General features: G+C 72.5%; 25 protein-coding genes. 21 read left to right on the top strand and 4 right to left on the bottom strand.

The window, feature by feature from the left end; translation table 11 throughout:
• Positions 1-3: 3 nt before the first annotated feature.
• Positions 4-501 (bottom strand): GNAT family N-acetyltransferase, encoded by a 498-nt coding sequence (locus tag BJ965_RS28070; protein WP_184912227.1) that lies wholly within the window; start codon positions 499-501, stop codon positions 4-6.
• Between the two features lie 71 nt (positions 502-572).
• Between BJ965_RS28070 and BJ965_RS28065 the strand changes: the two genes are divergently transcribed.
• Positions 573-1,475, top strand: coding sequence for a TIGR01777 family oxidoreductase (locus BJ965_RS28065; protein ID WP_184912224.1), 903 nt, complete (start codon positions 573-575; stop codon positions 1,473-1,475).
• A 283-nt stretch (positions 1,476-1,758) separates the two neighbouring features.
• Entirely contained in the window at positions 1,759-3,165 is a 1,407-nt protein-coding gene (locus BJ965_RS28060) for an NAD(P)/FAD-dependent oxidoreductase (protein ID WP_184912222.1), read from the top strand.
• Between the two features lie 84 nt (positions 3,166-3,249).
• Here BJ965_RS28060 and BJ965_RS28055 read toward each other — a convergent pair whose 3' ends face one another.
• Positions 3,250-4,728: a regulator gene (locus tag BJ965_RS28055; protein ID WP_184912219.1), complete on the bottom strand. Its 1,479-nt coding sequence runs from the start codon at positions 4,726-4,728 to the stop codon at positions 3,250-3,252.
• Positions 4,729-4,966: 238 nt separating this feature from the next.
• Between BJ965_RS28055 and lipB the strand changes: the two genes are divergently transcribed.
• From lipB to BJ965_RS28035, 4 genes are all read left to right on the top strand, one after another.
• Positions 4,967-5,767, top strand: coding sequence for a lipoyl(octanoyl) transferase LipB (gene lipB, locus BJ965_RS28050; protein WP_184912217.1), 801 nt, complete (start codon positions 4,967-4,969; stop codon positions 5,765-5,767).
• Positions 5,768-5,871: 104 nt separating this feature from the next.
• On the top strand, positions 5,872-6,861 hold the full coding sequence (gene lipA / locus BJ965_RS28045; RefSeq protein ID WP_184912215.1) for a lipoyl synthase: 990 nt from the start codon (positions 5,872-5,874) through the stop codon (positions 6,859-6,861).
• A gap of 262 nt (positions 6,862-7,123) precedes the next feature.
• Complete coding sequence (locus tag BJ965_RS28040; RefSeq protein WP_030837456.1) at positions 7,124-7,327, top strand: SCO2195 family GlnR-regulated protein; 204 nt, start codon at positions 7,124-7,126, stop codon at positions 7,325-7,327.
• A 76-nt stretch (positions 7,328-7,403) separates the two neighbouring features.
• A complete protein-coding gene (locus BJ965_RS28035) occupies positions 7,404-8,105 on the top strand; it encodes a DUF4191 domain-containing protein (protein ID WP_030837454.1) in 702 nt (233 codons plus the stop codon).
• A 114-nt stretch (positions 8,106-8,219) separates the two neighbouring features.
• On the opposite strand, the gene BJ965_RS28030 is transcribed toward BJ965_RS28035, so the two are convergent.
• Positions 8,220-8,687 carry an RDD family protein gene (locus BJ965_RS28030; RefSeq protein ID WP_184912212.1) on the bottom strand — a complete coding sequence of 156 codons (468 nt, stop codon included), beginning with the start codon at positions 8,685-8,687 and terminating at the stop codon, positions 8,220-8,222.
• Positions 8,688-8,897: 210 nt separating this feature from the next.
• Here BJ965_RS28030 and glnA point away from each other — a divergent pair, with 210 nt between their 5' ends.
• The 8 genes from glnA to BJ965_RS27990 all read left to right on the top strand — a co-directional run bounded on the left by glnA (position 8,898) and on the right by BJ965_RS27990 (position 17,016).
• Positions 8,898-10,307 carry a type I glutamate--ammonia ligase gene (gene glnA, locus BJ965_RS28025; protein ID WP_184912209.1) on the top strand — a complete coding sequence of 470 codons (1,410 nt, stop codon included), beginning with the start codon at positions 8,898-8,900 and terminating at the stop codon, positions 10,305-10,307.
• Positions 10,308-10,418: 111 nt separating this feature from the next.
• The gene (locus BJ965_RS28020; protein WP_184912207.1) at positions 10,419-10,685 is read left to right on the top strand and encodes an SCO2583/SCO2584 N-terminal domain-containing protein; all 267 of its coding nucleotides are present in this window, start codon (positions 10,419-10,421) and stop codon (positions 10,683-10,685) included.
• A 94-nt stretch (positions 10,686-10,779) separates the two neighbouring features.
• Entirely contained in the window at positions 10,780-12,093 is a 1,314-nt protein-coding gene (locus tag BJ965_RS28015) for a HEAT repeat domain-containing protein (protein WP_184912205.1), read from the top strand.
• Positions 12,094-12,104: 11 nt separating this feature from the next.
• On the top strand, positions 12,105-12,476 hold the full coding sequence (locus BJ965_RS28010) for a signal peptidase I (protein ID WP_184912202.1): 372 nt from the start codon (positions 12,105-12,107) through the stop codon (positions 12,474-12,476).
• Positions 12,477-12,573: 97 nt separating this feature from the next.
• Positions 12,574-13,491: a zinc metalloprotease HtpX gene (gene htpX, locus BJ965_RS28005; protein WP_184917636.1), complete on the top strand. Its 918-nt coding sequence runs from the start codon at positions 12,574-12,576 to the stop codon at positions 13,489-13,491.
• Between the two features lie 7 nt (positions 13,492-13,498).
• Positions 13,499-14,083: a PspA-associated protein PspAB gene (gene pspAB / locus BJ965_RS28000; protein ID WP_184912199.1), complete on the top strand. Its 585-nt coding sequence runs from the start codon at positions 13,499-13,501 to the stop codon at positions 14,081-14,083.
• A gap of 38 nt (positions 14,084-14,121) precedes the next feature.
• Positions 14,122-15,744: an alpha/beta fold hydrolase gene (locus BJ965_RS27995; protein ID WP_184912197.1), complete on the top strand. Its 1,623-nt coding sequence runs from the start codon at positions 14,122-14,124 to the stop codon at positions 15,742-15,744.
• An 84-nt stretch (positions 15,745-15,828) separates the two neighbouring features.
• On the top strand, positions 15,829-17,016 hold the full coding sequence (locus tag BJ965_RS27990; protein WP_184912195.1) for a winged helix DNA-binding domain-containing protein: 1,188 nt from the start codon (positions 15,829-15,831) through the stop codon (positions 17,014-17,016).
• Between the two features lie 446 nt (positions 17,017-17,462).
• On the opposite strand, the gene BJ965_RS27985 is transcribed toward BJ965_RS27990, so the two are convergent.
• Positions 17,463-17,777, bottom strand: a complete 315-nt coding sequence (locus BJ965_RS27985) for a hypothetical protein (protein WP_184912193.1) — start codon at positions 17,775-17,777, stop codon at positions 17,463-17,465.
• Positions 17,778-18,006: 229 nt separating this feature from the next.
• On the opposite strand from BJ965_RS27985, the gene BJ965_RS27980 reads away from it, so the two are divergent.
• From BJ965_RS27980 to BJ965_RS27955, 7 genes are all read left to right on the top strand, one after another.
• Entirely contained in the window at positions 18,007-18,366 is a 360-nt protein-coding gene (locus tag BJ965_RS27980) for an arsenate reductase family protein (RefSeq protein WP_184912191.1), read from the top strand.
• 132 nt (positions 18,367-18,498) lie between these two features.
• The gene (locus tag BJ965_RS27975; protein WP_184912189.1) at positions 18,499-19,182 is read left to right on the top strand and encodes a hypothetical protein; all 684 of its coding nucleotides are present in this window, start codon (positions 18,499-18,501) and stop codon (positions 19,180-19,182) included.
• Between the two features lie 356 nt (positions 19,183-19,538).
• Positions 19,539-20,570 (top strand): glutamine synthetase, encoded by a 1,032-nt coding sequence (gene glnII / locus BJ965_RS27970; RefSeq protein ID WP_184912187.1) that lies wholly within the window; start codon positions 19,539-19,541, stop codon positions 20,568-20,570.
• A gap of 89 nt (positions 20,571-20,659) precedes the next feature.
• Entirely contained in the window at positions 20,660-21,595 is a 936-nt protein-coding gene (locus tag BJ965_RS27965) for a DUF6891 domain-containing protein (RefSeq protein ID WP_184912185.1), read from the top strand.
• A gap of 89 nt (positions 21,596-21,684) precedes the next feature.
• A complete protein-coding gene (locus tag BJ965_RS39980) occupies positions 21,685-21,807 on the top strand; it encodes a hypothetical protein (RefSeq protein WP_281402944.1) in 123 nt (40 codons plus the stop codon).
• A 116-nt stretch (positions 21,808-21,923) separates the two neighbouring features.
• Positions 21,924-22,514 carry a winged helix-turn-helix domain-containing protein gene (locus BJ965_RS27960; RefSeq protein WP_184912182.1) on the top strand — a complete coding sequence of 197 codons (591 nt, stop codon included), beginning with the start codon at positions 21,924-21,926 and terminating at the stop codon, positions 22,512-22,514.
• Between the two features lie 97 nt (positions 22,515-22,611).
• Positions 22,612-23,622, top strand: a complete 1,011-nt coding sequence (locus tag BJ965_RS27955; protein ID WP_184912180.1) for an SDR family oxidoreductase — start codon at positions 22,612-22,614, stop codon at positions 23,620-23,622.
• The last annotated feature ends 16 nt before the right edge of the window (positions 23,623-23,638 follow it).

Raw genomic sequence — 23,638 nt, 5'->3', positions numbered from 1 at the left:
GGCTCACAGGAAGCGCCCCATGAACACGTCGTCGACGTAGGTCCCGTCGAGCAGGAACTCCTCGGGCAGGATCCCCTCGACCACGAACCCTTCGGCCTCGTAGAGCGCCCGGGCCACGGTGTTGTGCCCGAGGACCCGCAGGGTGATGCGGCGGGCGCCGCGCCGACGGGCCTCGTCGACGGCGGCCCGGACCAGCGCCCGCCCGGCTCCCCGGCCGCGCGCCTCCTCGGCGACGGCGAGGCCCTGGATCTGGCGCACGTGCCGGTTCGAGTCGAGCGGAGTGGGGAATCCGAGGTGGACATAGCCCGCGAGGCGTCCGTCCAGTTCGGCGACCAGACAGTCCTCGGGGGCGTGCCGCTCGTTGAAGAACGGAGGGTACGGCGGTTGCGGCTCGGGCATCACCGCGTGCAGGGGCGACCAGGTCAGCCGGTCGAGCAGGGCCAGCTCCCCGTCGTCCTCGGGCCGGGCGACACGGATGTGCGGTGCGGGGAGCTCGGGCATGGGCGTCACCCTACGGCGAGCGGATCAAGGCCTTGCAAGGGATTTACGCGGCGACCCGGCAGGATGGGTTCATGGAACGTTCAAGAATCGCGGTGGCGGGTGCGTCCGGTCTGATCGGCGCTGCCCTGGTGCGGTCCCTGACCGCCGACGGGCACGAGGTGCGCCGCCTGGTGCGCGGCACACCCGGGGCGGCCGGGGAGATCCGCTGGGATCCCGAGGGCGGGCAGGTGGACGCGGCCGGGCTCGCGGGGTGCCATGCCGTGGTCAACGTGGCGGGGGCCGGGGTCGGCGACCGGCGCTGGACGGAGGCCTACAAGCGGCGGATCCGCGACAGCCGCGTGAACGGCACGACGGCCCTCGCCGAGGCGGTCGCCTCGCTGGACGCGAAGGACCGCCCGCGGGTCTTCGTCAACGGCAGCGCCATCGGCTATTACGGCGAGACCGGCGAGCGGACGGTCGACGAGAGCGCGCCCGCGGGAGAGGGCTTCCTGCCCTCGCTGTGCGTGGAGTGGGAGGGGGCCGCCGCGCCCGCCCGGGAGGCCGGTGTCCGCACGGTGTTCACGCGGACCGGACTGGTCGTCTCCCGTGAGGGCGGCGCCTGGGGGCGGCTGTTCCCGCTGTTCCGGGCGGGGGCCGGCGGGCGGATGGGCGACGGGCGGCAGTACTGGTCGTTCGTCGCGCTGCACGACGAGGTCGCCGCGATCCGGCATCTGATCGACACCGACGGCCTGTCCGGGCCGTTCAACATCACCGCCCCGAACCCCGTGACGAACCGTGAGATCACGGCGGCGATGGGCCGCGTGCTGCACCGGCCGACCCTGTTCCCGGTGCCCGCGAGCGTCCTGCGGACCGTGCTCGGCGAGATGGCCGGGGACGTCCTCGGCAGCGCCCGGGTCCTGCCGGCGCGCCTGCTGGAGTCGGGCTTCCGCTTCGCGTTCCCGGAGATCGAGGGGGCGATCCGCGCGGCCCTGTGACGGCCTCCCCGCCTCGCCGGAACCCGGCCGGGCGGCGCACACCGGCCGCCTGTCCGGGATCCGACCGGCCGTTCCGAGACAGCTCCCCGAGGCGTACACCAGCCCCCTGTGACCACTTCATGCCCACCAGGCGTTCGTATGCGACCGGTGTGCGACCGTGCCCTGCCGATGCGCGACTCCCGCTGACCGATCACGGTCCTACCCTCGACCAGAACTCGCGTATCCCTGCGGCCTGTTGAGGGCATGACGTCTCCAGCGCCCGCGCAACCTCGAGGAGGGGCACGTGCTTGAGCCCGCGTACCAGGCGGACGTGGTCGTCATAGGGGCCGGGGTCGCCGGACTCTCGGCCGCGCACCGGCTGACCAGCGCAGGAGTGACGACCATGGTCCTGGAGGCCGCCCACGGGGTCGGCGGCCGCATGGCGACGGAGAAGGTCGACGGCTTCCGTCTCGACAGGATCGGCCAGTTGCTGTCCACGGCGTATCCCGAACTACGGCAGACACCCGGTCTCGACGGGCTGGTGCTGCGGCCCTTCGCACCCGGTGTCCTGCTGCACGGCGACGGACGCCACCACCGCGCGGGCGTCCAGCCCGGCGCAGGGGGCGCACGGGGCGCACTGCACGCGGTACGCGCGCTTGCGAGTGCTCCCCGTCCGTCGTCCGCACCGAGGCTGCCGCGGAGGCCCGTGGCCGTGCCCGGCCGGCAGGTCTCCGTCCCCCGGAGCCGGTCCGGCGCCCCGCTCGGCACGGCCGTCGACCAGGCCCGGCTGGGTGCCGCCCTGACCCGGCTGGCGGGCACACCGGCCGAACGGCTGCTGGCCCGCCCGGAGTTGCCCGCCGGTCAGGCCCTGGCGGCCCGCGGGCTGCCCGCCCGTACGATCGACGGCTTCCTGCGTCCGCTGCTCGCCGCGCTGCTGTGCGACCCGGGCCTGACGACGTCCAGCCGGTGCGCGGACCTCGCGCTGCGGGCCTTCGCCCGGGGCCGGTTGTGTCTGCCGGAGGGCGGCGCCGAGGCCCTGCCGGAGCTGCTGGCGCGCACCCTTCCGCCGGGCACGGTCCACACCGGCGTGCGCGTCACCTCCGTCTCGACGACATCGGTGACGACCGCGGAGCACGGTGAGATCCGCTGCCGGGCGGTCCTGGTGGCGACGGGTGCGCGCGCCGCGGCCGAGCTGCTGCCCGGGCTGCGGGTGCCGGAGTTCCATCCGGTGACGGTGGTGCACCACACGACGGACGAACCGCCGGCGACGGGGGCGTCCTTGCTGCTCGACGCGGATCTCGGTGGGCCGGTCGCGCACACGGCGGTGGTCAGTGACGTCGATCCGTCCCGGGCTCCGGCCGGGCGGGCGTTGATCTCCTCCACGGTGCTGGGGCGGCCGCCGGGTGATGTCGACACGGCGGTGCGGATGCATCTGGCGCGGCTGTACGGGGTGTCGACGGCCCGATGGGAGACGCTGGCCGTGCACCGGACGGCGGAGGCGGTGCCGGCGATGCGGCCGCCGCATGATCTGCGGCGGCCGGTGCGGTTGATCGCCGGGCTGTACGTGTGCGGGGATCACCGGGACACCAGTACCGTTCAGGGCGCTTTGCACTCTGGGCATCGGGTGTCTGCGGCGATCTTGGCGGATCTGGGGGCGGGGCGGTCGATGCATGTTGCCGATCCGCTGCCGACTGTGCCCAAGGCTGCTTAGGTTCGTCGGCTGAGGGTGCGTGGGGGTTGATCGCGCCCCCGCGGCGGAGCCGCACATCGACACAGCCCCGCGCCCCCCAGCACCTCATCCCAAGGCCGCCACCTTGTCGCGGTAGGTCCGCACGGGTGCCGCGTCCTTGTACGGCTCCAGTCGTCGTTCGAAGTCCCTCACGTACTCCACCGCCCGCACCGAACGCATCTCCGCGGCCTGCCCGGCGGCCTCCGCGCCCAGCTGGCAGGCCTGGTCGAGTTCGCCGAGGCCCAGGCGGGCGGTGGCGAGGACCACCCGGCAGAAGAGGCGGCTGCGGGCGAAGGAGGGGGCCCGCAGCTGGAGTGAGCGTTCCGCGTGCTGGGCGGCGGCGCGGAACTGCTGGAGGTCGCGGTGGCAGTGGCCGAACTCGTCGGCGAGCTGGGCCTCGTCGAAGAACTTCGCCCAGTGCGGGACGTCGTCGCCGGGCCGGGCCGTCTCCAGGGCGCGTTCGGCGCGGACCAGGGCAGCGGTGCAGGCCCGGACCTCGCCGAGCACCCCGTGCCCGCGCGCCTCGGAGGCGTGCAGCAGAGCCTGGACGACGGGCGGCCCGGAGGTGCCGGCGCCCTGCTGGGCGACGCGGGCCAGTTGGACGGCCTCCCGACCGTGCCCGAGGTAGACGGCCTGACGGCTCATGGTGACCAGCACATACGCCCCGTACGTCCGGTCCCCGGCCGCCTGGGCCAGCCGCAGCGCCTGCACGAAGTAGCGCTGGGCCAGTCCGTGCGCCGCGATGTCGTACGACGTCCAGCCCGCGAGCCGGGTCAGGTCGGCGGCGGCCGCGAACAGCCGGCGGCCGGCCTGCTCGCCGTAGGTGCCGCGCAGCATGGGCTCGCACTCGTGCTCCAGGTAGCGCACGAGGGCCTGGCGGGCGTGGCCGCCGCCGTAGGCGTCGTCGAGGGTGCGGAACAGCTCGCCGACCGAGCGCAGGGCGGCGATGTCGCCGGCGGTGACCTTCTGGCCGGGTCCGCGCTCGGCCCCGCCGCGCTGGCGGGGCAGGGACGGCACACCCGGCTCGGCCGTGCCCGTGGGGCGCAGGGCGGGTCGGCCCTGCGCCGGGATGCGGGCGGGGGCCGGCTCGCCGCGGGCGACCTTCTCGTCGGCCCGGCCGATCAGCCAGTCCCGGCTGGGCACGACGAGCCCGGCCGGGGTGAAGGCGATCTTGCGGAGCTCGGCGTGGCTGCCGGAGTCCTTGCGCCACAGCCCGCTGACGATGTCGACGGCCTCCTCGGGGGTGGCGGCGAACTCCAGCCCCGCGTAGACGGGGGCACAGGCGTCCAGGCCGAGGTCCTGGGCGGTGAGGCGGCGGCCCAGGCGCCGGGTGAAGACCTCGGCGATCAGGGCGGGCGTGGTGCCCCTGGGCTGCTGCCCGCGCAGCCACCGGGTGACGGATGTCTTGTCGTATCTCAGGTCGAGCCCGTGTTCGAGACCGAGCTGGTCCACGCGACGGGCGAGTCCCGCGTTGGAGAACCCCGCTTCTGCGATGAGCGCGGCGAGCTGTCGGTTGGGGGTGCGCTGCGCGGGTCGTTCCGTCATGGTGCGGTGCGGTCTCCTGCCTTCCGGTGTCGGTGACGTGCCGGATTGCCTGTGAGCAGGCCTTTTGGCTTGCTGAACGGCGCGAATGTAGCGGAGAGTAAACACCCCATCACACATTTTCGCGGACATTCATCCGATCGTGTGAGGATTGGCCCCGGGACTGACGCGTCCGGGCCGGACGTACAGTGACTTGGGCGCGTTACGTGCCTGACACACCCGTTCGAGGGAGGCGCTTGCCGTGAGTGAGTTGCGGTTCGTCCGCATGGGGTTCGGTGACGAGGCCGTCGAGTACCAGAAGGCGTGGGACGAGCAGCGCCGGGTGCACGCGGCGCGCTTCGCCGACGAGATCCCCGACACCGTGCTGCTTCTGGAGCATCCCCCGGTCTACACGGCCGGACGGCGCACGGCGGACAACGAGCGCCCCCTCGACGGCACGCCGGTCATCGACGTGGACCGCGGTGGCAAGATCACCTGGCACGGCCCCGGCCAGCTGGTGGGCTACCCCATCCAGAAGCTGCCGCGTCCGGTGGACGTCGTGGCGCACGTGCGCCGCCTCGAGGAGGCCCTGATCCGCGCCTGTGCGGAGTTCGGCCTGGAGACGAGCCGGGTCGAGGGCCGCAGCGGTGTGTGGATCCTGGGCGACCCGGTCGAGCAGCGCCCCGCGCTCGGCGGGCTGTCGCTGGACTTCGACCCCCGGCTGCACGACGAGGAGTTCGACCCGCGCATGAACGGCCCCGAGTACGCGCCGTCCAACGCGGGCCAGCGCCGCGAGGACCGCAAGATCGCCGCGATCGGCATCCGCGTGGCCAAGGGCGTCACCATGCACGGTTTCGCGCTCAACGTGAACCCCGACAACAAGTGGTTCGACCGGATCATCCCGTGCGGCATCCGGGACGCGGGCGTCGCCTCGCTGGCCGGCGAGCTCGGCCGGGACGTGACGATCGAGGAGGTCCTGCCGGTCGTGGAGCGGCATCTGCGGGAGGTCCTGGAGAACGCGGACCTGAAGCCGCGGGAGATCGAGAAGACGCCGGCGGCATAAAACGGCCCGTGGCGGAGCTGGGAGGGGTAGCCACCCGCACAGGCTTTCAAATCAACGGGCGTACCCTTGAGGACGCCGAAGAATCAATCGCTAGGGAGCCGGTCGTGTCCGCAGTCGCACCCGACGGACGCAAGATGCTGCGCCTGGAGGTCCGCAACAGCCAGACCCCCATCGAGCGCAAGCCCGAGTGGATCAAGACCCGGGCGAAAATGGGTCCCGAGTACACCGCGATGCAGAAGCTCGTGAAGAGCGAGGGTCTGCACACGGTCTGCCAGGAAGCCGGCTGCCCCAACATCTACGAGTGCTGGGAGGACCGGGAGGCCACCTTCCTCATCGGTGGCGACCAGTGCACCCGGCGCTGCGACTTCTGCCAGATCGACACCGGCAAGCCCGAGGCGCTCGACCGCGACGAGCCCCGCCGCGTCGGTGAGTCCGTGGTCACCATGGACCTGAACTACGCCACGATCACCGGCGTCGCCCGCGACGACCTGGAGGACGGCGGCGCCTGGCTGTACGCCGAGACGGTGCGCCAGATCCACCAGCAGACCGCGGGCCGCGAGGCCGGCCGCACCAAGGTCGAGCTGCTGGCCCCCGACTTCAACGCGGTGCCCGAGCAGCTGGCGGAGGTCTTCTCCTCCCGGCCCGAGGTCTTCGCGCACAACGTCGAGACGGTCCCGCGCATCTTCAAGCGCATCCGCCCCGGCTTCCGCTACGAGCGCTCCCTGAAGGTGATCACCGAGGCGCGCGACTACGGCCTGGTCACCAAGTCGAACCTCATCCTCGGCATGGGCGAGACCCGCGAGGAGGTCGGCGAGGCGCTGAAGCAGCTGCACGAGGCGGGCTGCGAGCTGATCACCATCACGCAGTACCTGCGGCCCTCCGTGCGTCACCACCCGGTGGAGCGCTGGGTGAAGCCCCACGAGTTCGTGGAGCTGAAGGAGGAGGCCGAGCAGATCGGCTTCTCCGGCGTGATGTCCGGACCGCTGGTGCGTTCCTCGTACCGCGCCGGACGGCTCTACCAGATGGCCATGGAGCAGCGTCATTCGGCGGCTCCGCGGCAGGGGGACGGGCACATCGCGGCGCAGGCCGTCTGACGGACCGTCACCACCCTGCCCAGCACGGGGCGAGACAAGCGTGTGAATTCGCGCACAAGAGACTACCCGCCGGTAGTGACCGATTTGCCGCGGTCCTGACCGTCCTCGCAGATGAGGGCACATGTCAGGACCGCGGCGGCGTTCCACCACTCCCCGCCAGGGCTTCATGGGTGTTTGACCGGCCGGTCACGCCCTGGTAACACCAATCAGTGACGCTGAACTCACAGCACGTACACCCATCACCCGAGGGGGGACCTCACCCATGCAGGCCGCGCCGCCCGTCCGCGCCACCGCGATTCCGTCCTTCACGACCGCACTGCGCGCCGTCGAGTCGCTGCTGATGAGCAGTGGTCAGCGCACCGCCCGCCGCAACGCCTGGACCTCCGTGCTGGAGGACCGCCGTCGCGCCAAGGACCGGGTCGAGACGCAGCGCGTCATCGAGCAGTCCCTGTCCGTCCGTCCCTGACCCTCCGGCCCTCCCCCAGGGGCTCCCGCGGGCACTGCCGTCGTCGGCGCTTGTGGGGCCACGTAGACTTCGTGGCATGGCGAGGAAGGAACCTGCAGCGGACGCTGCGAACCCCGGGCGACTGAAGCAGATCGCTCTGACCTACAAGATGACCCGCAAGGCCGACAAGAAGATCGGTCTTGTACTCGCGGCAGTCGGAATCGTCACCTTCGGTGTCTTCCTCGCGATCGGTTTCTTGATCGGTCACCCCATCTATCTCGGCATCCTGGGCCTCCTGCTCGCCTTCCTCGCGTCGGCGATCGTGTTCGGGCGCCGGGCCGAGCGGGCCGCCTTCGGGCAGATGGAGGGACAGCCCGGCGCCGCGGCGGCGGTGCTCGACAACATCGGCCGGGGCTGGACGACGACACCCGCGGTGGCGATGAACCGCAACCAGGACGTGGTGCACCGCGCGGTCGGCAAGGCCGGCATCGTGCTGATCGCCGAGGGCAACCCGAACCGGGTGAAGACCCTGCTGGCCGCCGAGAAGCGGAAGATGAACCGCATCGTCGCGGACGTCCCGGTGCACGACCTGGTCGTGGGCACGGGAGAGGGCCAGGTCGAGCTGAAGAAGCTGCGGACGACCATGCTCAAGCTCCCCCGCGTGCTGACCGGCCCGCAGGTCACGGCCACCAACGACCGGCTGCGGGCCCTCGGTGACCTGATGAGCAACATGCCGCTGCCGAAGGGGCCGATGCCGAAGGGCATGCGGCTGCCGAGGGGCGGGCCGAAGGCTCGCTGACACCCGCACACGACATGAACGAGGGGCGCCCGGATCAACCGGGCGCCCCTCGTTCATGTCGGATCGCTCATGTCGGACCGCTCATGTCGGATCTCCTTGCGCGGGCGGCGCAGGTCAGAGGCGGACCTCGACCGTGCCCGCCAGCCGGTCGTGCAGGCCACGGCCGTCGCGGTCCCAGATCAGCGCGGGGATCGCGAGGAAGAGCAGGACCGTGCGCAGCGCGGCACGCCACGGGCTGACCCGGCCGGTGTCCAGGGCGAGCACCCGCAGGCCGAACAGGCGCTTGCCCGGGGTGAAGCCGACCGAACCGACCGTGAGGACCATCAGCGCGAACATGATGAGCGGCGCCCAGATCTGGGCCGCCTCGTTGTAGCTCTGCGTGATGAGACCGTATGCGATCAGGAGACACAGGCCCCAGTCGACGGCGAGGGCGCCGATCCGGCGGCCCGGGCGGGCGATCGAGCCGGGTCCCTCCTCGGGCAGACCGAGCTGCTCGCCCCGGTATCCGAAGTCGACACCGGCCTCTTCCGCGGCCGCGCGGGGCCCGGAGAGCCACGATCCGAGTGCTTGCCTGTTGTCCACCCGTCCACGGTACTGCGCCCGTAAATGACCAGGGCACGGCGGGGTGTGTCCGGGCTACGGTGGAGGGTGAGCCGGTTAACTTGTGCGAAACAAATGAGTCACGCCCGAGAAACCACCCGTCCCTAGGGTCGAGGTCAGCGTGTGCCACCCGCACTGGCCGCACGAACGAACTACCACCCCGGCGGGACGGTCGGGAGTAGGAGGAGCTGGATGTTCCAGAACGCCGACGAGGCCAAGAAGTTCATCGCGGACGAGGACGTCAAGTTCATCGACGTCCGCTTCTGCGACCTGCCGGGCGTGATGCAGCACTTCACGATCCCTGCCGAGGCCTTCGACCCGGCCGAGGAGCTCGCCTTCGACGGCTCCTCGATCCGCGGCTTCCAGGCCATCCACGAGTCCGACATGGCGCTCCGCGCGGACCTGTCGACCGCCCGGGTCGACCCGTTCCGCCGCGACAAGACCGTCAACATCAACTTCTTCATCCACGACCCGATCACGGGCGAGCAGTACTCCCGTGACCCGCGCAACGTGGCGAAGAAGGCCGAGGCCTACCTCGCGTCGACCGGTATCGCGGACACCGCGTACTTCGGCCCCGAGGCCGAGTTCTACGTCTTCGACTCGGTCCGCTTCTCCACCTCGGCGAACGAGAGCTTCTACCACATCGACTCCGAGGCCGGCGCCTGGAACACCGGTGCGGTCGAGAACAACCGTGGTTACAAGGTCCGCTACAAGGGCGGCTACTTCCCGGTCCCGCCGGTCGACCACTTCGCCGACCTGCGTGCCGAGATCTCCCTCCAGCTGGCCGCCTCCGGCCTCCAGGTCGAGCGCCAGCACCACGAGGTGGGCACCGCCGGCCAGGCGGAGATCAACTACAAGTTCAACACGCTGCTCGCCGCGGCCGACGACCTCCAGCTCTTCAAGTACATCGTGAAGAACGTGGCCTGGCGGAACGGCAAGACCGCGACCTTCATGCCGAAGCCGATCTTCGGTGACAACGGCTCGGGCATGCACGTGCACCAGTCGCTGTGGACCGGCGGCCAGCCGCTCTTCTACGACGAGGCCGGCTACGCGGGCCTGTCCGACACCGCCCGCTACTACATCGGCGGCATCCTCAAGCACGCTCCGTCGCTGCTGGCCTTCACCAACCCGACGGTGAACTCCTACCACCGTCTGGTCCCGGGCTTCGAGGCGCCGATCAACCTGGTGTACTCGCAGCGCAACCGCTCCGCGGCCATGCGTATCCCGATCACGGGCTCCAACCCGAAGGCGAAGCGCGTCGAGTTCCGCGCGCCCGACTCCTCCGGCAACCCGTACCTCGCCTTCTCGGCCCTCCTCCTCGCGGGCCTCGACGGCATCAAGAACAAGATCGAGCCGGCCGAGCCGATCGACAAGGACCTCTACGAGCTGGCTCCCGAGGAGCACGCGAGCGTCGCGCAGGTGCCGACCTCCCTCCCGGCCGTCCTCGACCGCCTGGAGGCCGACCACGAGTTCCTGCTCCAGGGTGACGTCTTCACCCCGGACCTGATCGAGACGTGGATCGACTTCAAGCGCGCCAACGAGATCGCGCCGCTGCAGCTGCGTCCGCACCCGCACGAGTTCGAGCTGTACTTCGACGTGTGATCGACGCCTGACCGAGGCATCACGCCCGCGCCCCCGCTGTCGTTTCCGACGGCGGGGGCGCGGGCGTTTGTTCTATTCTTGAGGGAAGGACCACACGGGGGTGGAGCGGGAATGCCCGAGCACGAACAGGACGACCAGGAGCGCGAGTTCGACCTCAGATGGGCGGACGGAGCCGAGTACAAGGAGCCCTCGGCGCGGGCCCGGATGCTCGCCGCGCGCTGGAAGCACGATCCGCCCGGGCCCGTGCCGTTCCGCGCCGACCCGGAGTACGTCGGTTCCCGCCGGCGCTCCTCGTGGATCTCGACCGCCGTGGTGCTGGGCAGCGTCGCGGCGGTGATCGTGCTGCTGGGGTACATCAACTTCCGCGCGCCGTACTAGTGCCACGGTGCTGGGCGCGCGGCGAAAATCCCCGCGCCGGTCGCCGTCCTCACCCCTAGGATCCCCTGAAACGGCAGGTGGGACGGGGGCGGGCATGCACGAGGACCTGAGGAGTGGGGAGGCGGCCGCAGCGCGGCTGGTCCAGGGGGTGCCTCTGGGCGAGGTGCTCGAGGTCGCCGACCCGGCCGCCTGGACCGGGCTGGACCTGGGTGTGCGGACGTGGGGCTGCTATCGGATGGACATCCTGCCGGACAAGGCGTGGGTGGACGGGCTGGGTGGGGCTGGCGGGACCCGGGGGACGTGGGCGGACGGGCGCTGGGCGTCCAGGTGGCGGCCGGAGCCCGTTGACCCGTCATGGGTCGAGGCCCTGCTCGCCGTGGCGCTCTGCCATCCGGACGGCCGGACCCGTGAGGCGGCACTGACCCGGGTCGCGGATCGTCCCGCCCTGCTGCCCTTGGTCGTGGTGCGCACCGCGGACTGGGCCGCGCCCGTACGGGACAGGGCCCGGGACCTGCTGCGGGCGGGCCTGGACGCGCGCACCGGCGTCGCGCTCGCGCCCCTGATCCTGCGTATCGGCCGTCGCGACCGGGGAGCGTACGGCGTGGAACTGCTCGGTGCGATGCTCTGCCGCGCGCCGCGAGGAGCGCTCTCCTCCCTGTTCCTGCACCCGGACCGCACCGTACGGCGGTTCGCGTACCGGCTGGCCGTCGAGGAGTCGCTGCTCTCCCCCGCCCGGCTCGCCCGCACCGCCGCCTGGGACGACGACGTCATCGTGCAGGAGTTGTGCGCCGAGGCGGCCCTGGCCGCCGTGCGCGAGGACGGTGACGTCGACGGCGTGCTCGAACCGCTGCTCGCCGCCCGCAACCCGCGTGCCCGGTCCGCCGGCGTGACGGCCCTGCGGCGGGCCGGGCGGCCCGGGCGGGCCCTGGGCTTCCTGGCCGACCGGTCGGCCGTGGTACGGGCCTGCGCACGGTACGTCGTACGGCAGCACGGGACGGATCCCCTGCTCTGGTACCGGCAGGTCTGCGCGCGGGCGGCCGACCCCGCGCTGCCACCGGGCGCGGCCATCGGCCTGGCGGAGTGCGGGGAGCGGGCGGACGCCGAAACGTTGCGGTCGCTGCTCAGCCACCCTGCGCCCGCCGTGCGGGCCCGGGCGGTGGCGGGCCTGCGCACGCTGGATGTGACGGTCGTGGAGGAGCTGCGGCCGCTGATCGACGACCCCGCACCCGGTGTCGTGCGCGAGGCCACGCTCGCCCTGCTGCCGTCCGCGGCGCTGCTGCCCGAGGCGTGGCTGACGGAACGGCTTTCGGCTCGGCGGCCCCGGCACATACGGGTCGCCGCCCTGCGGTTGGCCAAGGCGGGGGGCCGGGTCGTACGGCTGCCCGTCGACGCGGAGCGTGGCTGCTAGCGTCCGCCGATGTGAGCGACAGCGTGTACGTGGGCAACGCCGGTGCGGACGCCGCCCTGGACCGGGGATGGATCCTCGGGCATTTCAAGGACGCCGGGGATCCGCGCCACAGTGCGGCCGTGGAGATCAAGTGGGGGGTGCATCCTCGCGGGGACGAGCGGGCCGAGTGGGTGCGGGGTGAGGAGCGCACCGCGCTGTTGGTGCTCGTCAGCGGGCGTTTCCGGGTCGAACTGCCCGGCCGCAGCGTGCTGCTGGAGCGGCAGGGCGACTACGTGGTGTGGGGGCGCGGCGTCGATCACTCGTGGGTCGCGGAGGAGGAGTCGGTCGTGCTGACCGTGCGGTGGCCGTCCGTGCCCGGCTATGCGGTGACCCCGCCGGGCTGACCGCTTTGCCGGTCCTGGGGCCGATCGCGACCCGCTCATGGGGAGCGCCGGGTGCACACTGGCGGTGGGACGAGTGCGTGACTGCGGGGTGATGCAGATGCACAGCCGCTTCCGGAGCGACCGGCGATTGACCGCCCGTATGGGGGTCACGCTGTTCCTGCTCGGGTTGTTGTACGTGGGGTTCGTCGCCGCGTTGATCGTGCTGCTGAAGTCGTGGGTGCTGGTCGTTGTGGTCGCGGCGGCACTGCTCGGCGCGCAGTACTGGTTCTCCGACCGGATCGCGCTGTACGCCATGCGCGGGCGGGTGGTGGAGCGGGAGGAGTATCCCGAGCTGCACGCGGTGATCGACCGGCTGTGCGCCCTGGCCGACATGCCGGTACCGGTGGTGGCGGTATCCGGTATGGACATGCCGAACGCGTTCGCGACCGGGCGGAACCCCGACCACGCGGTGGTCTGTGTGACGACCGGGCTGCTGCGGCGGCTGGAGCCGGCCGAGCTGGAGGGCGTGCTCGCGCACGAGCTGTCGCACGTGGCGCACAAGGACGTCGCCGTGATCACCGTCGCGTCGTTCCTCGGGGTGATCGCGGGGCTGATCGTGCGGTTCGCCTTCTACTCGCAGCTGTTCGGCGGAGCCAGGAGGGATCAGAACACGGCTGCCGTGTTCGCGGCGGTGATGGGTGTGGCCGCGGCCGTGTACGCGATCAGCTTCCTGCTGATCCGCGCCCTGTCCCGGTACCGGGAGCTGGCCGCCGACCGGGCGGCCGCGCAGCTCACCGGCCGGCCCTCGGCGCTGGCCTCCGCGCTCACCAAGGTCTCCGGCGACATCGCCCGCATCCCCACCAAGGACCTGCGCACGGCCCAGGCCTTCAACGCCTTCTACTTCACGCCCGCGCTGGGCCGTGAACCCGGCATCGCCCGCCTGTTCTCGACCCATCCGAGCCTGGAGCAGCGGCTCGACCAGCTGGGCCGGATCTCCGCCGAGCTGGGCGAGGCGGCGGCGCCCGGAGGGATGTGATCGGCGCATGGGGCTGCTGGACATCCTGCTCGGCCGGACGAAACCGGTCGTGGCGGATCTCGACCGGCTCTTCGCGCTGCCCTCGGCGGCCGTGACCCTGGAGGCCGCCGCGGGCTTCACACCGACCGGGCGGGGCGCGGTGTGCTTCGCCACGGTCGAGGGCGCGGCCTTCGAGCAGTCCCACCGCGAGGTGCAGGCCCTGCTGGACGCCGACACCGACCGCGACGGCCCGCCGGTGGAACTGCGCCAGGACGACTACGGCTACTCCTGGCTGGTCTCCCGCCGTTCCCCCGACCAGCTCTCCGCGCTCGTGAACGACCTGCACGCCGTGAACAGCCAGATGGAGGTCAACGGGTTCGGCCCCCAACTGCTGTGCTCCCTCGCCGGGTTCGAGGGTCCCTCCGGTCGGCGGCTCGCGCTGGTCTACCTCTACAAGCGGGGCACGTTCTATCCGTTCGCGCCCCTGCCGGGCGGGACGCAGCGGCGCGACAACGCCCTCGAACTCCAGGTGCGGGCCGCGCTCTCGGGTGACCTGCGCATCGAGCAGGACCTGAGCCGCTGGTTCCCGGTGTGGGGAGCGCCCGCGCTGTGACCGCCCTCTGGGGCGGGGCCGCGTGAGTCAATGGCCGTATGAGTGAGCTGATCCCCTTCACCCACGTCAGCGACGGCGAACGACTCAGCGGGCTGTCCTGCGGCGGGGCCGAGCCGGCCCGCGCGACGGTCGTGCTGCTGCACGGCGCGGGCAACGGCGGCAAGGAGCGACTGGTGCCGCTGCTGGCGGAGTTCGCCGCCCACGGCTGCCACGCCCTCGCCTTCGACTTCTCGGGCCACGGGGAGAGCACCGGCCTGCTGCGGGAACTGAGTCTGCGCCGCCGCTTCGAACAGACCGTCTCCGTCATCGACGCACGCGCGCGTGAGGACGGGCCGCTGGTCCTGATCGGGTTCAGCATGAGCGGCCAGACGGTGGCGGATCTCGTACGGCACTACGGGGAGCGGGTGGCGGCCCTGGGGCTGGGCGCGCCGGCGGTGTACGCGGGCGAGGCGTGGGACGTGCCGTTCGGCGCGGGGGACGGGCGGTTCAGCGAGATCATCCGCAGGCCCGGCAGCTGGCGTGCGGCGCCCGCGCTCGATGTCCTGCGGGGGTTCGAGGGCCGGGCGGTGCTCGCGGTGCCGGACACGGACGAGGTCATCCCGCCCGCGGTGACGGAGGCCCTCTCCGAGGCGCTGGCCCGGCGCGCGCAGTTCACCCACTGGGAACTCCCGGGGGCCGGGCACCGGTTGGGCCTGTGGTTCGGCGATCACCCCGGCGACCGGCGGGAGTTCGTCACCGCCGTGCTGACCGGACTCGGCGAGCAGGGCTGGTCGGCGACCCGCGCGTGGGTGGCCAAGCAGCTCCCGGAGGGCCGTACCGTCACCACGTCGTCCTTTCTGACCGGGGGCTGGAGCGCCCAGATGCGGCGGCTCACCCTCGACGACGGGACCGAGCTGACGCTGCGGACGTTCGTGAAGCCCTTCTTCCGGCGGCACGCGCCCGGACTGCTGGCCCGCGAGGCGGAGATGCTCACGCTGCTGGCGGAGCAGGAGGGCGTGCCGGTCGCCGAGCCGGTCGGCGTGGACGCGACCGGGGAGCACTGCGACCATCCGTCCCTGCTGATGTCCGTGCTGCCGGGGCGGGTCCGGGTCGACGAGGAGGAACTCGACGCGCGGGTGGACCTGCTGGCCGCCCAGCTGGCCCGGATCCACCGGGTCGTCCCCCGGGAGCGTCCGCGGACGTACCAGGCGTGGACGTCCCCGGAGGCGGTTCCCCCGGGGTGGGAGCGGGCCGTGGACGTCATCCGCCGCTCTCCCCCGCCGTACGACGGCTGCTTCCTGCACCGGGACTTCCACCCCGGGAACGTCCTGTTCACGGGTTCGGGGGCCGGCCTGCGGATCGGCGGAGTCGTCGACTGGGTGGAGACCTCGTGGGGGCCCGCCGACCTGGATGTCGCCCACTGCTCGACGGCACTCGCGCTGCTGCACGGCCCGGACCACGGCCTCGGCTTCCGGGAGCGCTACGAGGCCCGGGGCGGGCGGCGCCTGGCCGGCGACCCGGAGCATCTGTACTGGCGGCTGCTCGACGCCCTGGCCTATGTCCCCGACGCGGCGAAGCTGGCCGGGCCGTGGCGGGAACTGGGCCGGACCGATCTGACGCCGGAGGTGCTGGGCGGGCGGCTGGAGGCGTATGTGACGGGGCTGCTGGCGCGGTACGGCTGAGGCGGGCGGGCCGCTCCCGGGCGACTGTCAGCGGCGTCCGCGATGATGCAGGCGGGTCGGAGGACGCGGCGAGTGGAGGCGGGCATGGGCGACGGGGCGCGGTACATCGGCGTGGCGGAGCGGCGGGCCCGGCTCGCGCTGCGGCAGCGGCTCGCGGGGCAGGCTCGGGCGGGGACGCCCGAGGAGGTCGCCGGTGCGCTGGTCGCGCTGCACGGCACGGACCCGGCGACGGTGTATCTGGCGGTGGGCGCCCGGCTCGCCGACCCCGCCGGGACCGTCGAGGAGACGGGGCGGGCCCTGTACGAGGACCGTTCCCTGGTGCGGATGCACGGCATGCGGCACACGGTGTTCGTGTTCCCCACCGGGCTGACCGCCGTCGTGCACGCCTCGACGGGACTGGCCGTCGCCGCCCGGGAGAGGTCCTCGCTCCTCAAGCACATGGCGACGGCGGGGGCGCCGGACGCGGCCTGGCTCAAGGAGGTCGAGGAGTCGACGCTGGCGGCGCTCGCCCGGCGCGGGCAGGCGACCGCGGCCGAACTCGCCCAGGACGAGCCGCGGTTGCGGGAGCAGTTCGTGTACGCGGCCGGGAAGAGCTACGAAGGGGTGCACACGGTCTCGACCCGGCTGCTGAGGGTGCTCGGCGTCGAGGGGAAGGTGGTGCGCGGCCGGCCGCTCGGCTCCTGGACGTCCAGCCGGTTCCGCTGGGCCTTGGCACCCGAGCATGCCGAGCTGGATGTCGCACAGGCGCAGGCGGAGCTGCTGAGACGGTGGCTCGCCGCGTGCGGTCCGGCGACCGAGGCCGACCTGAAGTGGTGGACGGGGTGGCGCGTGACGGAGGTCCGCAGGGCCCTGGCCGCGATCGGGGCGGAACCGGTGTCGCTGGACGAGGGCACGGGGTACGTGGCCGGGGGCGACGCCGGCCCGGTGCCCTCCCCCGACGCGCCCTGGGCCGCGCTGCTGCCCGCCCTCGACCCGACGGCAATGGGGTGGCAGCAGCGCGACTGGTATCTCGCCCCCGGCCTGCGGCCCCGGTTGTTCGACGGCAGCGGCAACGTCGGGCCGACGGTGTGGTGGAACGGACGGGTGATCGGCGGCTGGGCCCAGCGGCCCGACGGGGAGATCGCCTGGCGGATCCTCGACGAGGAGGGCATCGGCCGGGAGGCCCGCGCGGCGATCGGGTCGGAGGCGGAGCGGCTCGCCGGATGGCTGGGGACGACGCGGATCACGCCGCGCTTCCGCACGCCGCTGGAGAAGGAACTCGCGGCGGGCTGAGGAGCGGCGCCCCCTTCGGAGACTCTTTCCAGGGCTTCCGCCGCCGGACCGTGACGTACACCCCGGCCCGCGCCGCCGTCACCCGGGCCCGCCCCGCCGTCGCCCCGGCCTCGGCGGCGCGGACGGCGGTGTCCCGTCGAGCCGGTCCGGGCACCTCGCCCCGTTCGGCGGCCTGCCGGACGCAGGGTGCCCACTCCGTACGCGGACGCCGTGCAAGCGGTGCGGCGCGGCGGCCGTTCTCGCGTCGCCGGTCGCGGCGGGGATCAGGGCCTCGAACAGCGGTCCCTGCCGAGGGTCCGTCAGCGTGCGCTGGACGAGACGGGCGTTGGCAGGAGGGCTCCACCCGCCTCGACCCGCCGGTGCTCACGGCGCCCAGCCGGGCGGCATGAGCGAGCGCCGGACACCCCGCGGTTCGGGACACCCGGCGCTCGGGGAGCGGAGAAGGGTCAGCGCGCGTACCGCATGAAGGCCCGCACCATGTGGCACGTCGTGTCCGACGGCGGGTGGACGCCGATCATTTCGGCCGTGTCGCGAATCGTCTCGTTGCGCGCCTGGTTCGGCATGTAGACGCCCGAGTCGAGCAGGGCGATGGCGAGGCGCATCGCCTTCAGGCGGCGGTTGTGCGTCACGTACCACTGGCGCGGCCGGCCCGGCGGCAGCGGTCGCTTCTGCACGGGCACGTAGGGCAGGTCGAGCAGGACGGGACGCTTCGCGGTGGACTGGGTGGGCAACGGCTTCGACTTCAGGGCGGCAGCGGGCACAGGCATCCTCCTGTCGCGGTCGGGCGGCTCACCGAAGACGTCGGGCATCCCCGGCGCCACCCTCGAACACTGCTTACAGTCTACCGCCCCGCACTGACAACCGGGAGTCCGCACGACTCGACAAATGACCAGGTGAGCAAGGGATTTGGCGTGATGTCACGGCCGCTCCGCGAGGTGCCGGTGGGGCACCAAAAAATCGAACAAGCCGGTCGCCGCGTACCGTGTGCACATGGAGATCTGGATCAACCCCGCGTGCTCGAAGTGCCGCAGCGCCCTGACGCTGCTCGACGCCGAGGGCGCCGACTACACCGTCCGCCGCTACCTGGAGGACGTGCCGAGCGAGGACGAGATCAGGGGCGTGCTCGAGCGCCTCGGTCTCGAACCCTGGGACATCACCCGCACCCAGGAGGCCGACGCCAAGGAGCTCGGGCTCAAGGAGTGGCCGCGGGACGCCGGTTCGCGCGACCGCTGGATCACCGCGCTCGCCGGGCACCCCAAACTGATCCAGCGCCCGATCATCACCGCGGACGACGGCACGGCGGTGGTCGGCCGCACCGACGAGGCCGTACGGGACGCCCTGGCACGCTGACCATCGCGCCGACCGGCCACCAACCGCCCTGTGGCGCAGGTCACTTGAGTGACTCCTGTAACCGCTGAGTAACCTCGTTCGGTATCTCGTACATAGCGGCGTACGCTCCCCTACCTCTTTCAGGAGGCGCGCATGTCGCGCAGGAGAACTCTCGGCACGAAGAAGAAGATCGCGCTGCTGGTGAGCGCGGCGACGGTGGCGGGAGGTGGGGCCTTCGTCATGGCGAGCACGTCGAACGCCGCGCCGACCCCCAAGTCGGCGTCGGAATCGACGGTCTGCCTGGGTCTCGCCACCGCCCTCGGCAACAACCAGAAGTTCATCGCGGACCAGCGGGCCAACCCGGACGCGCAGTCCGAGGCGCGGATCGCCAACCGCGAGGCGGTCGTCGCGGAGATCGAGCGGAAGCAGGAGGCGTCGGGGTGCGCCGTCGGGGAGTCGGCTCAGGACTCCCAGACCGCGCAGCCGTCGCAGCCCGCCCAGCCGGCACAGCCGCCCGCGGCCTCGGCCCAGCCGTCGCAGCCCGCCGCGTCCGCCCCCGCGGGAAACGGCGGCGGTGCCGCTGCCTCCGGGCAGCAGGTGTGCAACGGCTCCACCGTCACGCTCTCCGGTGAGGGCGGTGCGCCTGCCGCGTCCAGCAACCAGTTCCCGGCCGGCACGAAGCTGAAGGTCACCAACCTGGACAACAACAAGTCCACGACGGTGGAGGTCACTTCGGTCTCCGGCAGCTGCGCGCTGCTCAACAACGCGGCCTTCGAACAGGTCCGTGAGCCCGGCAAGTTCCTGATCCGCCGGGCCCTGATCGAGAAGGTGGGGTGAGGCCGTACGAGCGACTGAACGGATGAGGCGGCGGCCACCCCCTCGGCCGCCCCCTCGTACGTGTCACCGGTCCTGCCGCCCCCGGCCAGGGGCGGCAGGACCGGCGCGTCCGGGCCGTGCGGCGGCGTTCACCGGCTTGACGGAGGGGAGCCGGTGACCGGCGCCGCACCCGGCGGCACGCCCTCTCGGCGTGAGGTACGGCATAGGCACACCAGGTAACACGGGGTTCACATTCGGGCAATGACCGGGAAATCGCCTGTTGGCACGCTGCCGGGCAGTTGACGCGGCGCCTCAGTGCCGCAGCGCCGCAGCACCCGCGACACGCGCCCAGACACACCCCCGAAGGATGTGGCCCCGTGACCTTCAAGGCTGAGTACATCTGGATCGACGGCACCGAGCCGACGGCCAAACTGCGCTCCAAGACCAAGATCATCTCGGGCTCGCCCGCCGGTCTCGACGCGCTGCCGATCTGGGGCTTCGACGGGTCTTCCACCAACCAGGCCGAGGGGCACTCCTCGGACTGCGTCCTCAAGCCGGTCTTCACCTGCCCGGACCCGATCCGCGGCGGCGACGACATCCTGGTGCTGTGCGAGGTCCTGAACATCGACCTCACCCCGCACGCCAGCAACACCCGTGCCGCGCTGGCCGAGGTGGCGGAGAAGTTCGCGGCGCAGGAGCCGATCTTCGGCATCGAGCAGGAGTACACGTTCTTCAAGGACGGCTACCCGCTCGGCTTCCCCAAGGGCGGCTTCCCGGCCCCCCAGGGCGGCTACTACTGCGGTGTCGGCGCGGACGAGATCTTCGGCCGTGACGTCGTCGAGGCACACCTGGACAACTGCCTGAAGGCCGGTCTCGCCATCTCCGGCATCAACGCCGAGGTCATGCCCGGGCAGTGGGAGTTCCAGGTCGGCCCGGTTTCCCCGCTGGAGGTCTCCGACCACCTGTGGGTGGCCCGCTGGCTGCTCTACCGCACCGCCGAGGACTTCGACGTCGCCGCCACCCTCGACCCCAAGCCGGTCAAGGGCGACTGGAACGGCGCCGGTGCGCACACCAACTTCTCCACCAAGGCGATGCGCGAGAGCTACGACGCGATCATCACCGCGGCCGAGTCGCTCGGCGAGGGCTCCAAGCCGCTCGACCACGTCAAGAACTACGGCGCCGGCATCGACGACCGCCTGACCGGTCTGCACGAGACCGCCCCGTGGAACGAGTACTCCTACGGCGTCTCCAACCGCGGCGCCTCGGTCCGCATCCCCTGGCAGGTCGAGAAGGACGGCAAGGGCTACATCGAGGACCGCCGCCCGAACGCCAACGTCGACCCGTACGTGGTGACCCGCCTGCTCGTCGACACCTGCTGCTCGGCGCTGGAGAAGGCCGGCCAGGTCTGACCGGCGCACCGCTCGGCTCCCGAGGGGGCGCTCACCGTTCGCGGTGGGCGCCCCCTCGCGTTGTCAGTGGGGCGTGTCATCGTGGGGACATGGAGATCGACGGGGGCCTCGCGGTCAAGGTGCTGACGGAGAGCGGGCGGACGCACACGCGGATCGCGGCGCGTGAGCTGCGCGAGCTGGTGGAGCGGATCGGCGGTGCCGACGACCACTTCCTCGTGGTCCAGCGGATACCGGAGCGGCCGAGGGTCTTCATCCAGACCGCACGCGCCGAGGACGGTGCGTACGACCTCCAGCACCGCACCGGGTCCGTCCCCCACATGTGGGTGACCCGCGTGACCGACCCGGGCCTCGTCGCCGAGGTGATGGTGCGCTGGGCGCGGCAGGAGGACGGCTGGGACGCCGGAGTCACCTGGGAGCGCGAGGAGTTCGGGCTGCCCGAGGAGCCGCCCGCGCTCGCGCCCGAGGTCGCCGCCCGGGCCGAGGGCTACGTCCGCGAGCTGCTCCGGGACGGCTACCTGGGCATCGAGGCGTTGATCGGCGAGACGGTGTATCTGATGGAGGGCCGGGAGGGCTCGTCCCCCCTGTCTCCGGCGCAGGCCCGCGCGTTGGTCGAGCGGCTGTGGCTGGAGCGGGTCGACGAGCAGGAGGCGTGGGCCGGGCCGACCGGTCCGGACCGGCTGGAGCGGGCCTTCACGGCTCTGGAGGGCGCCGGCATCGTCGCCCGGGAGAACTTCACCTGCTGCCGGGGCTGCGGCATGACGGAGATCGGCGCGGAGGTGGAGGACGAGTCGGCGGTGCGCGGCTTCGTCTTCTTCCACCACCAGGGCACGCGCGCGGCGGCGCAGGGGCGCGGCCTGTCGCTGTACTACGGCGGGTTCGACGGCTCCGAGCAGACCACCACGGCCGTCGGACACGAGGTCGTGGCGGCGCTGACGTCGGCCGGGCTGTCCGCGGAGTGGGACGGCGACCCGGGCAAGGCCATCGACCTGGCACCGCTGGAGTGGCGCAAGCGCCTGGTGGGATGAGGGGCGAGCGGCCGGGCCGGGCTCCCGGCGCGTGTCCAAGCTGTGAGAGGAGACTCCCGGCCGAGGACCGGCTCTGCTTCAATGGGCCCATGGCCGTCTACCAGAAGCACACCGCGACGGGTCGCCATGACCTCGAGCCCTTCTGGCCGTCCCGCCAGGACCACGACTTCGACCGGGTGTGTTGCCGCGCGATGAACGCGCCGGCCCTCTAAAGCCGTACACCCGGCCTTCGGCCAGCGCGAACCGCGTACGTCCCTCGGCGAGCCCGACCACGAATCGCGGCCGTCGACCTCCCGACGAACTCCTCGCGCGAAAGAGCTGACCTCTCATGGCGACCACTCGTTCCCTGTCCACCGCCGCTCCCCTCACCGCCCCCGCGCCCCACGGCCCCCGGCACCGGCTGCGTGCCGTCGACCGGGACGAGGTGATGACGGTCGCGGACCTGCTGCCGCCGGGCGCCACCTGGCTGCCGGCCCCGCAGCACACCCTGCCCGCGCTGCCGGGGCAGCCGCCGATGATCGGCTACCTGGTGCTCGTCCCGGCCGACCAGCAGCCGCCGTTCCCGGTGGCGGTGCCCGACCTGCCGCAGACCGCGGGCCCGGACCTCGGTGCCGAGCCGGGCGGCGAGCCGCTGATCAGCGTCGACACCGTGCAGCGCACCGCCCGGGTGGCCGGACAGCCGCTCGACCTCACCTACCTGGAGTTCGAGCTGCTGGCGCACCTGGTGGCGCACCCGAACCGGGTGCACACCCGCGACCAGCTGGTCGGCACGGTGTGGGGCTACGGACACGTGGGCGACGGCCGCACGGTCGACGTCCACATCGCCCGCCTGCGCCGCAAGCTCGGCCCGGAGCACCGCGACACGATCCGCACCGTGCGCCGTGTGGGCTACAAGTACGTGCCGGCGACAGCCCACTGAGACCGCCCCCGCCCGCCCTGTCCCGTCCCGATCCGTCCCGTCTGCTGACAGCAGATCCCCGTTCCCTCTCCTCGCCCGACCGGGCAGAGTCACCGGCATGAGGCTTCTGATGCTGGGTGGTACGGAGTTCGTGGGGCGGGCCGCCGTGGAGGCGGCGCTGGGGCGGGGCTGGGACGTGACCGTCTTCCACCGGGGGCGGCACGAAGCGCCGCCGGGTGTGCGGTCGTTGCTCGGTGACCGCACCGCGCCCGGCGGCCTGGCCGCCCTCGCCGACGACCCGGGCGAGTGGGACGTCGTCGTCGACACCTGGTCGGCGGCGCCCCACGCGGTGCGGGACACGGCGCGGCTGCTGCGGGGCCGCGCCGGCCGGTACGTGTACGTGTCGAGCCGCTCGGTGTACGCGTGGGGCCGGCCCGCCCGATTCGACGAGGACGCGCCCTTGGTGGAGGGGGCGTCGGCCGACGCCGAGCAGACCGCGTACCCGCAGGACAAGCGGGGCGGTGAACTGGCCGTGCTGGACGCCTTCGGCGCGGACCGGTCGGTGCTCGTACGGGCCGGGCTGATCCTCGGCCCGTACGAGAACATCGGCCGGCTGCCCTGGTGGCTGGGCCGCATGGCGCGCGGCGGCCCGGTGCTGGCGCCGGGCCCGCGTGACCTGCCCCTGCAGTACGTGGACGTCCGCGACCTGGCCGAGTGGATCGTGCTCGCGGCCGAGCGGGAGCTGAGCGGGCCGTACAACCTGGTCAGTCCGCAGGGCCACGCCACCATGGGCACGTTGCTCGACGCCTGCGCGCGGGTCACCGGCGGCGCCGCCGAGCTCCGCTGGACCGAGCCCGGGGTGATCCTGGAGGCGGGCATCGAGCCGTGGACCGAGCTGCCGGTGTGGGTACCGCCGGGCAGCGACCTGTACGAGGCCCTGCACAGCGCGGACGTCTCCCGGGCGGTCGGGGCGGGGCTGGTCTGCCGGCCCGTCGAGGAGACCGTGGCGGACACCTGGCGGTGGCTCCAGGATCTCGGGGGCGTGGTGCCCCAGCGCCCGGACCGACCGCGCTCGGGCCTGGATCCGGAGGTGGAGGCGAAGGTGCTGGCGTCCGGCGCCGGTACCTGAACGATCCTCCCGGGGT

This window comes from Streptomyces luteogriseus, from assembly GCF_014205055.1.
In the GTDB taxonomy this organism is placed as follows: domain Bacteria; phylum Actinomycetota; class Actinomycetes; order Streptomycetales; family Streptomycetaceae; genus Streptomyces; species Streptomyces luteogriseus.
Note: the sequence above shows the minus strand (reverse complement) of the source record. Positions and strands in the feature narration are given on the sequence as shown.